At 35.3% G+C, this 14,410-nt stretch carries 13 protein-coding genes; 11 read left to right on the top strand and 2 right to left on the bottom strand.

Features of this window, described 5'->3' with window-relative positions:
* Nucleotides 1–5 precede the first annotated feature (5 nt).
* The 8 genes from lgt to CGC52_RS03435 all read left to right on the top strand — a co-directional run bounded on the left by lgt (nt 6) and on the right by CGC52_RS03435 (nt 7,997).
* On the top strand, nt 6–956 hold the full coding sequence (lgt, locus tag CGC52_RS03470) for a prolipoprotein diacylglyceryl transferase (protein ID WP_095893434.1): 951 nt from the start codon (nt 6–8) through the stop codon (nt 954–956).
* Between the two features lie 2 nt (nt 957–958).
* Nucleotides 959–1,486 carry a DUF192 domain-containing protein gene (locus CGC52_RS03465; RefSeq protein WP_095893433.1) on the top strand — a complete coding sequence of 176 codons (528 nt, stop codon included), beginning with the start codon at nt 959–961 and terminating at the stop codon, nt 1,484–1,486.
* Between the two features lie 190 nt (nt 1,487–1,676).
* Nucleotides 1,677–2,198 carry an isopentenyl-diphosphate Delta-isomerase gene (gene idi, locus CGC52_RS03460; protein ID WP_095894435.1) on the top strand — a complete coding sequence of 174 codons (522 nt, stop codon included), beginning with the start codon at nt 1,677–1,679 and terminating at the stop codon, nt 2,196–2,198.
* 123 nt (nt 2,199–2,321) lie between these two features.
* Entirely contained in the window at nt 2,322–3,200 is an 879-nt protein-coding gene (gene fabD / locus CGC52_RS03455) for an ACP S-malonyltransferase (RefSeq protein WP_095893432.1), read from the top strand.
* A 236-nt stretch (nt 3,201–3,436) separates the two neighbouring features.
* Complete coding sequence (locus CGC52_RS03450) at nt 3,437–4,144, top strand: beta-carotene 15,15'-monooxygenase (RefSeq protein ID WP_157909095.1); 708 nt, start codon at nt 3,437–3,439, stop codon at nt 4,142–4,144.
* A gap of 63 nt (nt 4,145–4,207) precedes the next feature.
* Nucleotides 4,208–4,909 carry a DUF4197 domain-containing protein gene (locus CGC52_RS03445; protein ID WP_042009060.1) on the top strand — a complete coding sequence of 234 codons (702 nt, stop codon included), beginning with the start codon at nt 4,208–4,210 and terminating at the stop codon, nt 4,907–4,909.
* Between the two features lie 82 nt (nt 4,910–4,991).
* A complete protein-coding gene (locus CGC52_RS03440) occupies nt 4,992–7,016 on the top strand; it encodes a M3 family metallopeptidase (RefSeq protein ID WP_095894434.1) in 2,025 nt (674 codons plus the stop codon).
* A 114-nt stretch (nt 7,017–7,130) separates the two neighbouring features.
* Complete coding sequence (locus CGC52_RS03435; protein WP_095893430.1) at nt 7,131–7,997, top strand: carboxypeptidase-like regulatory domain-containing protein; 867 nt, start codon at nt 7,131–7,133, stop codon at nt 7,995–7,997.
* A 1,013-nt stretch (nt 7,998–9,010) separates the two neighbouring features.
* Here CGC52_RS03435 and CGC52_RS03425 read toward each other — a convergent pair.
* A complete protein-coding gene (locus CGC52_RS03425) occupies nt 9,011–10,435 on the bottom strand; it encodes a Gfo/Idh/MocA family protein (protein WP_095893428.1) in 1,425 nt (474 codons plus the stop codon).
* 386 nt (nt 10,436–10,821) lie between these two features.
* Between CGC52_RS03425 and CGC52_RS03420 the strand changes: the two genes are divergently transcribed.
* The 3 genes from CGC52_RS03420 (at nt 10,822) to CGC52_RS03410 (ending at nt 13,701) form a co-directional block, all read left to right on the top strand.
* The gene (locus CGC52_RS03420; RefSeq protein ID WP_095893427.1) at nt 10,822–11,736 is read left to right on the top strand and encodes a TIGR03571 family LLM class oxidoreductase; all 915 of its coding nucleotides are present in this window, start codon (nt 10,822–10,824) and stop codon (nt 11,734–11,736) included.
* A 100-nt stretch (nt 11,737–11,836) separates the two neighbouring features.
* Entirely contained in the window at nt 11,837–12,784 is a 948-nt protein-coding gene (locus CGC52_RS03415; RefSeq protein WP_095893426.1) for a hydrogen peroxide-inducible genes activator, read from the top strand.
* 308 nt (nt 12,785–13,092) lie between these two features.
* Nucleotides 13,093–13,701, top strand: a complete 609-nt coding sequence (locus CGC52_RS03410; protein WP_042009387.1) for a 4'-phosphopantetheinyl transferase superfamily protein — start codon at nt 13,093–13,095, stop codon at nt 13,699–13,701.
* Nucleotides 13,702–13,799: 98 nt separating this feature from the next.
* Here CGC52_RS03410 and pncA read toward each other — a convergent pair whose 3' ends face one another.
* Complete coding sequence (gene pncA, locus CGC52_RS03405) at nt 13,800–14,375, bottom strand: bifunctional nicotinamidase/pyrazinamidase (RefSeq protein ID WP_095893425.1); 576 nt, start codon at nt 14,373–14,375, stop codon at nt 13,800–13,802.
* Between the last annotated feature and the right edge of the window lie 35 nt (nt 14,376–14,410).

Raw genomic sequence — 14,410 nt, 5'->3', positions numbered from 1 at the left:
AAAAGATGACAGCGTTAAATTTTATATGGAACTCTGATGAGATTTTCTTTTCTATCGGAGGAATTGCCGTTCGTTATTACAGCCTGATGTTTTTAGTTGCATTCAGTCTCGGGTGGTACGTAATGAAAAAGATATATCTCAATGAGGGAAAAACATTACAGCAGTTAGATACCTTATTGATTTATACTGCTGTGGCTACCTTAGTAGGGGCTCGTCTCGGGGATTGTTTTTTCTATAATTGGGATTATTTTCAACATAATATTTTAGAAATTTTCCTGCCGATTCGTAAAAATCCGAACGAAAGTCTTTTTGGGATTATCAAAGGATGGGAGTTTACAGGATTTGCAGGTCTGGCAAGTCATGGAGCAGCCATAGGAATTATTGTTGCAATGGTTTTTTATATACGTAAGTATAAAGATATTACCCTTTCATGGGTGCTGGATCGTATCGTAATTCCGATTACCATAGGGGGAATGTTTGTTCGTTTGGGGAATTTCTTCAATTCGGAAATTAATGGAAAAGTCGTAGATTCAAGCTATCCATTAGGGGTAAAATTTGTACAAGGAGGCGAAATCTCATCCCGACAAGCCATGGAGCTTACAGGACAAAGCTCTCCTAAAGAAGCCTTTCATCTCATTGCTAACGATCCGCGTTTTTCTGAGGTGTTGGTAGCTATTCCATATCAACACCCCGCACAACTTTATGAAGCGGTAGGCTACTTCCTTTTGTTCTGGGTTTTGTGGTTCACCTACTGGAAAACGGACAAAAGAAAACAACCTTTCTTCATTTTCGGGTTATTTTTGGTGTTACTCTGGGGTATTCGTTTTGCAGTGGAATTTGTCAAAGAAAGTCAAGGCGGATTTGAAAGCACCTTAGGGCTTTTGTCAACAGGACAATGGTTGAGTTTGCCTTTTATTGTAGTAGGATTTTATTTATTATTTAGAAAAAAGGTGTAGAAATGGAATTTTTTAGAAAATATTTTGTTCCTTTAGCATTAGGAATACTTGTAATTGCAGCTTTAGCATATGTTTTACCCGCTTTTTTTTCAGGAAAGGAGCAAGAAGCAATGACTTTTTCTGAAATCAAAGAGGTTGAAATAGAATTTACTAAAGAAGCGGAAGTGTCGATTTTCAAACAAGGGGAATTGGTACGTAAAATAGATATAGAATTGGCTGATACACCTAATGAAAGGGCCTTAGGGTTGATGTATCGTAAAGGAATGGACGAAAACCAAGGAATGTTTTTTATTTTTAAAGAGGAGGAGCCTCGTTCCTTCTATATGAAAAATACAGAATTTTCGTTGGATATTATCTATTTAAATAAAGATTTGCAGATAGTTAGCATTGTAAAAAGAGCTAAACCCTATGATGAGTCGTCAATGCCTTCAGAAGCACCAGCAATGTATGTTCTGGAAATCAATGGCGGGTTGTCCGATAAATGGGGTATTGATGTAGGGGATAACATTACGTATCAACTTATAAAATAGGTAACGTTTTTTTCGAAAACTTCATTTTTTTGTAGAATTCTATTTTGTTTAAATTACTGAAAATCAAAAATAAAAAGCATATCTTAAACTTACATGAGTGTAAGAAACCAATCAGATAATTAGAGGATTAACCTAATATTTTGGGAAACGACTCTTTTACGTAAGAATAAAACATAACCCCATGAAAACTATGGAAGAGCGAGTGATATTAGTTGATGAAAACGATAATCCAATCGGGTTGATGGAAAAAATAGAGGCACATCAAAAAGCTTTGCTTCACAGGGCTTTCTCGGTGTTTGTGATGAACGCAAAAGGCGAGATGATGTTGCAGCAACGTGCATTACATAAGTATCATTCCCCAGGGTTGTGGACAAACACTTGTTGTAGTCATCAGCGTGAAAATGAGAGTAATATCGAAGCAGGTAAGCGACGACTACAAGAAGAAATGGGCTTTACCACCGAATTGGAAGATGTTATATCGTTTATATATAAGGCGCCTTTTGATAACGGACTTACAGAGCATGAATTTGACCACGTATTGCTTGGTTTTTACGACCACGCACCTCAAATCAATTCTCAAGAAGTTGCCGATTGGAAATGGGAAACCCCTGAAAAGGTGAAAATTGATATTGATGCAAATCCTCAAAAATACACCGAGTGGTTTAAAATCATCTTTGAAAGGTTTTATGATTACTTAATTGTTAATAAGTAATTTAAGGTTCTGCGGGTTCTAAGACATAAATATATAAATCTTAGATTCTTGCAATGTAGGTTTTAATTGAAAATACGAATCTTTATTTTTAAAATAGATTATAAAAATAAAATTGATATACTTATGAAAGCATATATTTTTCCAGGACAAGGAGCTCAATTTGTTGGTATGGGACTTGATTTATATGAGAAGTCAACCGTAGCCAAGGAACTTTTTAAACAAGCCGATGACATTTTAGGTTTTTCAATCACAGAAGTAATGTTTAACGGGACAGAGGAGGATTTGAAACAGACGAAAGTGACGCAACCTGCCATTTTTCTACATTCCGTAGTGTTGAGTAAGGTTTTAGGGGAATCATTCCGTCCTCAAATGGTTGCAGGGCATTCATTAGGAGAATTTTCGGCACTGGTAGCTAACAAAACTCTGTCATTTGAAGACGGACTGCAACTCGTTTCCAAACGAGCTTTGGCGATGCAAAAGGCATGTGAATTACAACCAGGAACAATGGCTGCCGTATTAGGTTTGGATGATGCCGTAGTAGAAAAGGTTTGTGAATCCATCGAAGGTATTGTAACTCCTGCAAATTACAACTGTCCTGGGCAATTGGTGATCTCAGGTGAATTGAGTGCTATAGAAAAAGCCTGTGAAGCCATGAAAACCGCAGGAGCTAAACGAGCATTAGTGCTACCTGTAGGAGGGGCTTTCCATTCAGTATTGATGAAACCCGCCGAGGAAGAATTAGCAAAGGCTATTGAGAATACGCACTTTAGTAAACCTATATGTCCTGTGTATCAAAATGTAACAACAACAGCCGTCAGTGATGAAAACCAGATCAAAAAGAATCTTATCCAGCAACTAACTGCCCCTGTGAAATGGACACAGAGCGTACAGCAAATGATTCAAGATGGGGCTTCTGAATTTATTGAAGTGGGGCCGGGCAAAGTGTTGCAAGGGTTGGTTAAAAAAATTAATAAAGACGCTGTAGTAAGTTCAGCTGAGTAGTTTTACAAAAATGTATTTATTACCGTAATAAAAACAAATGGGATTTAGCAGAAATTCATAAATCCCATTTTTTTGATAAAAACAATTGTTTAACGAATAGTAGAAATCTTAAAAATTAGATTTCAATTACTTATTTTCCTATTTTTCAATATAATTCCATATATTTGTTCCTTGTTTGATTTCATGTATTTTTGCATATCCAAATAGGAACGCATCTGTAAAAAAAATATACAAAAGTGTCGATTGCTTATATCTTTAAAACCGCTTGGGAAGTTTTCCGCACCTCTATCTTAGTAAACGCTTTAGGGATGTTGGTTTTGTTTCTGGTCATAACTGGATTATATATTGTTATTTTCCCGATGCTGTTAGGCATTCCTTTGGAAGAGATTTCTCGTTTTACTATACAAACACCTGAACAACTTCAAAGTATTCTTATTTCACCTGACTTTCAAATTAAATTCACAGTATTTATGTTGCTCATCAACTGCATAATAGCTCCTATGACTGCTGGGTTTTATAGCATTTTTGGGTCTGTGCAAAAAAATGAGCTTCCAACGATGAAACAATTATTTTCATTTTACAACTCTCCTTATACGGCTCGAATTTTAGGTTCTGTTTTGGTGATCACAGCCATAAAAACGATTATTTCCATACTTTTGAACTTTCTGGGTTTAGAAGTAGCAAACGTTTCTATTTCCATATTAATTTCATTGTTGGTAACACTAACAATCCCTATAATAATATTTGAAAATCTATCACTGGTTGATGCTATGAGACAAAGCTCAGCACGTATTGCACCGTTCATGTTCACGGTTTTGTTAGCATTAGCTTTTGGAATCATTATGGGTTTTTCCGGAATCTTAGTTTTTGTTGTTGGAATATGTTTTACTCTACCATTCTTCTATGCCATAAATTACGCTTTGTATGCAATAACTAAAAGATAGAAATCAGCTTTATGGTTTAGCAAAGTTTTTATAAAATAATAGAATAATATAAAATTGAATAGTATGAAAAAAATCGCTTTACCTCTGCTCTTTGTAGCATCGTTTACATTGAATAGTTGTGCTGAATTGCAGCAAGTTATCAATTCAACATCTTCAACCACAGGTTTTAATATTACTGATGGATTGAAACAGGCTTTAGAAATTGGTGTTTCTAACGGGGTAGACTTACTTAGTAAGGATGGAGGCTATTTCCAAGATCAAGCCGTAAAAATTTTACTTCCTGCCGAGTTGCAAAAAGTGGATGCTACACTCCGAAAAATCGGTTTAGGAGCCTTAGCTGATGAAGGACTAAAGGTATTAAATAAAGCTGCTGAAAATGCCGTAACTGAGGCTAAACCCATTTTTGTTTCCGCCATCAAAAATATGACCATTAACGATGCTATGGGTATTTTGAAAGGAGATAATAATGCAGCAACTACTTACTTGAAAAACAACACATTTAGCTCTTTAGAAGCTGCTTTTGCACCCAAAATACAGAATTCTTTAAGCCAAGTGGGAGCTGACAAAATTTGGAGTAACTTGATAAATCGTTACAATCAATTGCCTTTAACAACTCCTGTTGAAGCCGATTTAACAACTTATGTTACCAAACAAGCTATCAACGGACTTTTTACAAAAGTAGCCGACAAAGAGAAAGAAATCCGAACCAACGTGGCAGCACGTACCACTCCATTATTGAAATCAGTTTTTGCCTTGCAAGACTAATAAAACTATTATGTTCATGAAAAAAAAGATAATAACTTTATGCACTATCGCTTCATTCGGTAGTTTACAAGCTCAACAATCTATGAGAGAACCCATCTTTACAACATCGTACGAATCGGCACCTTTTAGTGCGTTTAAGGCAGAAGATTTTAAACCTGCTATCGAAAAAGCCATCGCCGAAAGTCTAAAACAAATTGATGCGATTGCCAATTCAAAAGAAAAACCAACATTCCAAAACACTATCGAAGCGTTGGCTTACAATGGTGAAGAATTGGACAGAATCACAGCTATTTTCTTCAATTTAAACAGTGCCGAAACTAACAAAGATTTACAAAAAGTTGCTCAGAGCATTTCTCCTTTGTTGAGCGACTATTCCAATGATATTCGATTAAATACAAATTTATTTCAGCGAGTTAAAAAGGTTTATGACGGACGTAAAAAATTAAAACTATCGTCCGAAGAAACCACTTTATTAGAAAAAACATACAAAGGCTTTACTCGCAATGGAGCCAATCTATCAGAAAAAGACAAAGAGCGTTTGCGTGAACTTGATAAAGAAATGTCGCGTTTACGTCTGCTCTTCGGGGAGAATGTATTAGCTGAAACACAGGCTTTTGAATTGCACATTACGGATAAAAATGACCTTAAAGGATTGCCTAATTTTGCTGTTGAAGCTGCAGCTCAAATTGCTACTGACCGCAAAAAACAAGGCTGGGTATTTACGTTAGATTTTCCAAGCTACAGTGCTTTTATAAAATATGCCGAAAACAGAGAGCTTCGCAAAAAAATGTTTATCGCTTTTGGAAGTCGTGGTTTCCAAAACAACAATAACGACAACCAAAAAATAGCTTTAGAAATTGCTAAACTACGTCATGAACGTGCCAATTTATTAGGTTACAAAACTCATGCTGACTTCGTTTTGGAAGAAACCATGGCTGAAAATCCAACTACAGTAAATAATTTTTTGAACAATTTGTTAGAAAAAGCGAAACCCACAGCTCAACGTGAATTGGAAGAACTTAAAACTTTTGCTTTGGAAAGAGATGGCATTCGAGATTTCCAAAAATGGGATTACACGTTTTATAGTGAAAAACTAAAACAGAAGCGTTTCAACGTTGACGATGAAAAGCTAAAACCTTACCTCAGCCTTGACAATGCTGTTAGTGGAATGTTCCAAGTAGCTAACAAACTTTACGGGCTGAATTTCGAGAAAATAAATACTATTGAGAAATATCACGAAGAGGTTGAAACCTACAAAGTTACCGATGAAAAAGGGAACTATGTAGCACTGTTCTACACGGACTTCTTCCCAAGACCAGGAAAAAGAGCCGGTGCTTGGATGTCCTCTTTCAAAAATCAGTATATTAAAGACGGAGTAAATTCTCGCCCTCACGTGATTATCGTTTGTAACTTTACACGTCCCACTCAAACCCAACCTTCATTGCTTAGTTTCTACGAATTGCGTACGCTTTTCCACGAATTTGGACATGCTTTGCACGGAATTCTTGCCAATACCAAATATCCTAATCTGAGTGGAACCAGCGTTTCGCGTGATTTCGTTGAGCTCCCAAGCCAAGTATTGGAGAACTGGTGTTCGGAGGAAGAAACCTTAGCATTGTTCGCAAGACACTATGAAACTAACGAGCTGATTCCCATGGAACTTGTCCATAAGATTAAAGAATCATCTGCTTTTATGGAAGGATTACAAACCATGCGTCAGTTAGGTTTTGGCGTTTTGGATATGGCGTGGCACAATTCAAATCCGAATACAATTAAAAACATTAAATCATTCGAGGATAAGGCTGTTGCACCAACGGAATTATACCCAAAAATTGATGACACTTGCATTTCGACCGCCTTTTCACATATTTTCCAAGGAGGATACGCCGCTGGATATTACAGCTACAAATGGTCAGAAGTATTGGATGCAGATGCTTTTCAAGTGTTCAAAGAAAAAGGAATTTTCAATCGAGAAGTAGGAAATAGTTTTAAAGAACATATCCTCAGCAAAGGAGGCAGTGAAAAATCAATGGAACTTTACAAACGCTTCCGCGGAAAAGAACCTTCTCCCGACGCTCTGATGAAACGTGCCGGACTTGTAAAATAAAACATAATACATTCATAATCAAAATCCAACTTTGTCGAAATCTAACAACTTCGACAAAGTTTTTTTAAATGATTTACACTCTAAAAATATATTATCGGTTAATTTATTAAAAAAATGAAACAAATTTTATCTTTAATCATATGTTTTTGTATATCAATAGTTTGCGGACAAAACAAAATCTTGAAAGGACAAATCGTAGGAGAAAAAGGAGAGTCGGTTGAATATGCGAATATTGGTGTTGTTGGAACATATAAAGGAGTAATTTCCGATGAAAAAGGATATTTTAGCATTGATATTTCAACTCAAAAACCGATAGATAGTGTCTATTTTTCCCATTTGAGTTATCATAGAAAAGCAATAGCAATTAAAGATATCCCTTCAGATTCCAAAATAATCTTGAAAGAAAATCACATCGAATTGACCCCCGTGGTGGTTTTTGATAAAGAGCCTAAATTGCGAACCATCAAAGGTAGAGGCACTCGTTTCCCTGGTGCAACAATAAGTTTTGGGAAATATTCGGAAAATGACAAAGAAAATAGCTCCTCCCACGAGAAAAGTAATACTACTTATAAAGCAACACAAATTAGTGTCGGTGATTTTGTAACCCTAAGCCAAGAGTATGTTGCACGAGAATTTCATATTACATGCTTGAAAAATATCTCTGGTAAAACGCTGTTTCGTTTGAACTTCTACAAGGTTGAAGCTGATGAATCACTCGTTCCTCTGACCGAAAAACCCATATATATTGATTTTCTACAAATCACAGAAAAGACTGATTTTTCAGAAAAGATCTATGTGAATTTACCCAAAGGAAAAATTTGGATAGAATTATCATTAGTTGATATTCAAGGGGATAATTACAATATTCTCTTCCCGATAGCATTCTCAGGAGGATGGGTTAGATATGACGGCAAGTTTCAAAAAATTCCTTTAGGACTCGGAATGTCTTTTGCAATCAAAGGTCATAAAACAAAGATTTAAGTAAAAAGCATGATTCATGGTAGATTTGGTTAAAAAAGTAATGACTACACTCAAAAGTCTACCCAGACTCGCAAAGCTATAAAAAACATTTTTAAAAGTCAATATTAATTTTAGAAATGTTTTTTATAACTTTGGAGAAAATCAAAAAACATTTTTTATTGAACAGAAAACGCAATTAAAAGGACTTATATTCTATTGAATTTCAATAAAATAATAACTAAGCTACGAGTTATATCCTTGTACGAAGCCAGTGCAAAAAAATAAAATTTTATAACTAAATTGATTGATTATGAACAAATTTCTTTTCGGTATAGGCGTTATATTAACTTCAATAATTTCCTATTTTGCTTTTCTTTGGTTTCATATTTTTAATCATTCCAATAGCAGAGAGGAAGCTATCGAATCTTTCGATAAAAATATTCCAGATCTTATAAACAACACTATCGGTATTACCGCTTTTTGTATCCTATTAGGATTTATTTCAATTTTTTGTTTTTACTTGTCTGCAACAAAAAGTAATGGTATTTTTAAGAAAATTAACTTTCTTCTCTTATCCTTAAGCCTTTTTATATCTCTTTGGTATATTTGGACCTTATTGTAGATTTAACTTTTTGTGATTGTTCGTTTTAGAATTATATACTATAAAAACCTCTCTAAAAATAACACACAGATAAAATACTGAAAATAAACCACATAGGCACATAGTTTTTCTATGCATCTATGTGGTTTTCCTTTAGCCCTTCCCTCAATTCCAAAATAGTAATTAACATATGTTCCTCTTTCGTCTAATCAAATTATAAAAAAGAGACCGCCCTTTTGGGGACAGCCTCTTTTAATTAATAATTGAAATATCTCGATTTTTTAGAAACTCCTATCTTAGGTTTGTGAAAATCACAAAAAACTTGCTCAAGCTCCTTAAAATGTAAAGAAAGCAGTGTGGTAGATAAAGCAATAACAGAGATTCGCGAGACATTTTTTTATATCCTTAGAAATCAATATAACTTCACAAAGGATTAGTCAACGAAAGCGTGTCTGTATTTTTTAACTTTGTTCCAAGCTCCACGCGTAAAATCAGGGATTTCAACTGGTGCACTTCCGTTCTCTAATGACAATTTAGAAAGAGGCACCAAGCAAGACCATTCTGCTAAATCATACACATCCATATCCAAAGGAAGTCCATTTCTTAGACAGTACACCAAACGATAGTCCATGATGAAATCCATACCTCCGTGTCCACCCACCTTTTTAGCTTGTTCTTCCAATTCAATATGGATTCTGTGTTTGTATTTTTGCATCAATGCTTTTTTCACATCTTCAGGTACAAATCCATGAGAATTCAAATTTTCGTGATTAGGTACATCATCTTTTGAAATATTCTCAGGTTCAATAGTGTATCCTTGTGTAGGATATTTGTTAGCAAATCCTTGTGTCCCAGTTAGTTGATACATACGTGAATACGGACGAGGAGTCATTACATTGTGCTGAATTTGCATTGTTTTTCCTTTTTCCGTTTTAATCATTGTCATAGTATGATCTCCGTTTTGGAAATTATCTCCATTTTTGCCTGTCAATTGCTCATATAACTTCTTCCCTTTGAAAGGTTTGGTGTCAAAAGAAACCAAATAATTCATTTTATCACCTCGGTGAATGTCAAGAGCTTGACAAGCAGGTCCCATTCCATGTGTAGGATATACATCGCCACGGTGTTTTGCATTGTAATCTAAACGCCAATTATTCCAATAAGCTTTCCAGAAATCATCCAAACTATGGATGTAAGACCCCTCGGCATGGATTACTTCACCGAATAGCCCTTGCTGAGCCATATTAAGTGAAGTCAATTCGAAATAGTCGTACACGCAATTTTCAAGCATCATGCAATGCAGACGTTTTTTTTCAGCCATATTAATCAAGGCCCAAATATCCTCCATAGTCATTGCTCCTGGCACTTCAATGGCTACATGTTTTCCTTGCTCCATAGCATATAAAGCCATAGGGACATGCGTTTCCCAGTCAGTTACAATGTAAACAAGATCTACATCCTCTCTTTCGCAAAGAGCCTTCCAAGCGTCCTGTGAACCGCTATAACCTGGAACCCTTGCTAAACCAGCTTTTTCTAAGATTTGCTGAGATTTTTCTACTCGTTCAGGACGTATGTCAGCAAGAGCTGCTATTTTTGCTCCAGGAATGTGTGTAAAACGTTGCACAGCACTAGGTCCTCGCATTCCCAATCCTATAAAACCTACGCGAACAGTTTCCAGCTTGGGAGTTACTAAATTTACCACGTCCGTTTGACCTGCAGGACGTTTTGGAGTTTCAACCTTGATAGGCTGATACACCATTTTGTCCATTGAAGTGGCTCCCACTTGTTTAGTTTTACAAGCCACAAGGCTTAGGCAGAGCATACCGCCTAAAAGCATTCGATTGATTTTTTTGAACATCTTATTATATCTAAAAGGTTAATAACAAATTTTAGCAAAGGTACTGATTTTAAAGAAAAATACAAAATTTTTAAAACACTTCATAACAACCTTTATTCAGGTAATTAACAAGTGTTCTTATTCTTCTGCTAAATATATTGAATGTCAAGATAAAAGGAAAACATATTATTTTGTTCAGATACAATTTATGCTTGTAACGGCACCAAATTTCTTAGTTACATGAATTTGTTGTTAAAAAAAACATGCTTCGTTAGGGAATTATATTCTTATGTTTTATGTGGAAAAAAAGCATAAATTTATCTTTCGTAATGCAGATAAATATATAAAGTATTTTTTGTCGTTATTAAAAAAAGGAAGTATCTTTGCGTTTATAAAATCGACGACCTATGTTAGACACAAACAAACTATCCATTGGAATTCTTTTGCCGATTGAGTCCTATGAGGGGGCTATCCCAAAAATGGAAAATCAAATCCGACTTATTCAACAAGCCGAGGCTTATGGTTTCGAGTCTATCTGGGTACGAGATATTCCGCTTAATAATCCTGAATTTAAAGAAGTTGGACAAATCTACGACCCTTGGATTTATCTATCACATGTGGCTACATTAACTCGATCAATCAAATTCGGAATCGCTAGTGTGATTTTACCTTTACGACATCCGTTGCATGTTGCTAAAGCTAGTGCAAGTTTAGATGTGTTATTTCCGAATCGCTTTCATATGGGAGTTGCTTCGGGTGATCGCCCCGTGGAATATCCTGCATTCAACAAGCCCTTTGAATTAAGGAGCGCTCAGGTTTCTGAACACATGCGGTTACTCAAGGAGCTATGGTCAAGGGATTTCCCTGTTTACAATAACGACTATGGAACACTGATGGAAAATGTAGGAGATGTTGTACCTAAGCCCATCAAAAAAAGTATTCCTATGTATGTCACTGGACATGTGGGAGGTGTGAATTTGGAATGGATTGCGAAGAACTCAGATGGATGGATTTACTATCCCCGAGAGTTTACTTTTACAGGAAAAATCGTAAAGGATTGGCAGGATACGTTGGATAAAGAAGGTCAACCCCGAAAACCTTATATCCAACCCGTATACATCGACCTGATGGAAGACCCCGATTTTGAACCTCAAAAAATGGACTTAGGATTCCGCTTGGGTCGAAATTATTTAGTGGATATGTTCCTTACGTTGCAGAAAATAGGTGTAAATCACGCTATGTTGGTGCTAAAATATAGTTCTCGCCCAGTAGATGTTATTTTGGACGAAATTGGACGAGAAATTTTGACGCAATTACGTTAATTTAAAGTGTATTTTGTAGTTTTTTATTTGAATACAAATATCTCCACACTAAGTATAAATAAATACGAAGAAGAAATTTATTAAAGTAAATCCTAAATCTATGACAATCACTCAATTTCAATATGTGTTAGCTGTTGCTAAACATCAGAATTTTTCGACTGCTGCTGAAAATAGTTTCGTTACACAACCTACATTGAGTATGCAAATTCAAAAGTTGGAAGAGGAATTGGGGGTTATCATTTTCGATAGAACAAAAAAACCTCTGCAACCCACAGATATAGGTAAACAAATTATCAAACAGGCTCAAATCATTGTGAATGAATCAGAACGAATGAGCGACATTGTTGCACAGCAAAAGGGAGTTATCGGCGGTGAATTCAATGTGGGAATCATACCAACTGTATCGCCTACTTTGTTACCTATGTTCTTAACAAATTTCATCAATAAGTATCCTAAAGTGTCTCTGAAAATTGAAGAACACAGTACCAAAACCTTGATAAACTACGTAGAAGATGGAACCTTAGACGCAGCCATATTGGCAACTCCTCTGCATCGACCTAACATTGTTGAAAAACCCTTGTTTTATGAACCTTTTATGGCATATATTCCTAACAATCATAAACTTCAGAACTCAAAAACTATTACCTCTGACGATTTAGATATCAACGACATATTAATGTTAGAGGATGGTCATTGCTTCAAAGATACTGTATTGAATATCTGCAATCAGGACATCGTCGATTCTAAAAAACGATTTGAACTCAAAAGTGGTAGCTTCGAAACTCTAATACGATTGGCAAATGAAGGCTTAGGAATGACTCTTTTACCATACTTACATACACTTGAGCTGAAAGAAGAAGAGAAAAAAAATATCCACCACTTTGCGACTCCATATCCTGCAAGAGAAATCAGTTTAGTACATCACAAGAATGAGTTGAAAGCCCAAAATATCAAAGCCTTGCATGAAGTGATATCGGGTGTGGTTCGAGGTGCTATCGCTTTTCACGATGTCAAAATAATTAGTCCTACACGAAAATCACTCGCTTAAAAAGAGATAAAACAAAAGATTTTACTATCAATAAAAACAACTCTAAAATACAAGATGTTAATTTTTTTATAATTAACACTTTTCATTCCCTTTGAAACATAAACATTGTTATTAACTATTTTTAACTAATATATCTCTGTACTAAGGTTAATCGGAACAAATTAATGGATAATTTCATTTTAAACATTAACAATTCAACTTTGTTAAAATTAAAACAATTCTTGAATAGAAGAGGCTTCATAGACTTTATATATTGTCTAAAATAAAAAAAAGAAATAAATTTGCACCTAGTAAAGAGATGATATATTATGCCGTTATTTGAAACTATTAATGTAAATGAGAAAACTCAGCTCTATATCTGGAAAGTTTCCGAAACATTAGAAGACCTAACTGAGGGAGTTGTTCTCAATGGAGAACATCAATCTAAGTTTGACTCATTGAAAGTTGAATCCGCAAAAAAGAATTTTATTGCCGTTCGCCGAATTCTAAAAGATTTAGGGTATTCTTCTGATGATTTGTTTTATAACCATGAAGGGAAACCATACCTAAGAGATGGGAAAACAATTTCCATAAGTCATTCGTTTGACATGGTGTGCTTGATTGTTGGAGAAAAGCCCGTGGGTGTGGACATCGAAAAAAAGCGACGAAAAATCATTGATATTTCCGAAAAATTCACACAATGGGATTATCGAAGTACTTCTTTCTCGCAGAAAAATGTTTTACAAAAACTCACGATGATTTGGTCTGCAAAAGAGGCAGGATATAAAGCCCACGGGAAGTCTGGAATTACAGCAGAACATATTTTGGTGAAAGATTTTTTCCCGAATGATTCTGAAACCAAAATCAAAATTGAAAAAACGTTCTATGATGTTTCTTTCATAAATGTTGAAGATTATGTTCTGGCATACTGCCTGTAAACAATCAATTAGAAATAAAAATCACGAATTGTAAATTGTTAACAATTCGTGATTTTTCTATTTATCAGGCAGAAATAATGTCTTTTTTCATAGCACTTTTAAATTCCCCAATCGGCTTTATATTTTTGATAATTTTCGGGATTTATTGAGCGTATACCATTGTCCAACAAACGCACTTTGTAACCCAATGAAAGTGCATCATTCACGCTATATGCCACACAAAAATCACCTGCCAACCCACAGAACGTTAGCTCCGTAATGTTTTTATCTTTCAAAAAACCGTGAAGCCCTGTATTATTACGTTTATTGTTATCAAAGAAAGCACTGTAACTATCCACCTCAGGATTCATTCCCTTACGGAAAATAGCGGCTATGCGATGTGTGTCCAAATCCTGATGTAAACTGGCTCCAAAAGTATCCTGTACGCAATGGTCTGTCCACAGTACTTGATCAATTCCATGTAAGTTAATCACTTCAAAAGGTTTTCTACCTTCATGATTGGAAGCAAAACTTTGATGGTTTTGCGGATGCCAATCTTGAGTGGCTACCACTAAATCATAGCCTTTATAAATTTCTTGATTTATGAACGGAACGATTTGATCTCCCTCTGCAACAGGCAACGTTCCTGAGGGCATAAAATCATTTTGTACATCAATGATAATAAGAGCTTTCATCTGTATAAAAAATTATCAATTAGAAAAACGAAAAA

The sequence above is a fragment of the Capnocytophaga sp. H2931 genome (assembly GCF_002302535.1).
Classification (GTDB): domain Bacteria; phylum Bacteroidota; class Bacteroidia; order Flavobacteriales; family Flavobacteriaceae; genus Capnocytophaga; species Capnocytophaga canis.
The sequence above is the reverse complement of the archived record's forward strand: the minus strand, read 5'-3'. Positions and strand labels throughout refer to the sequence as shown.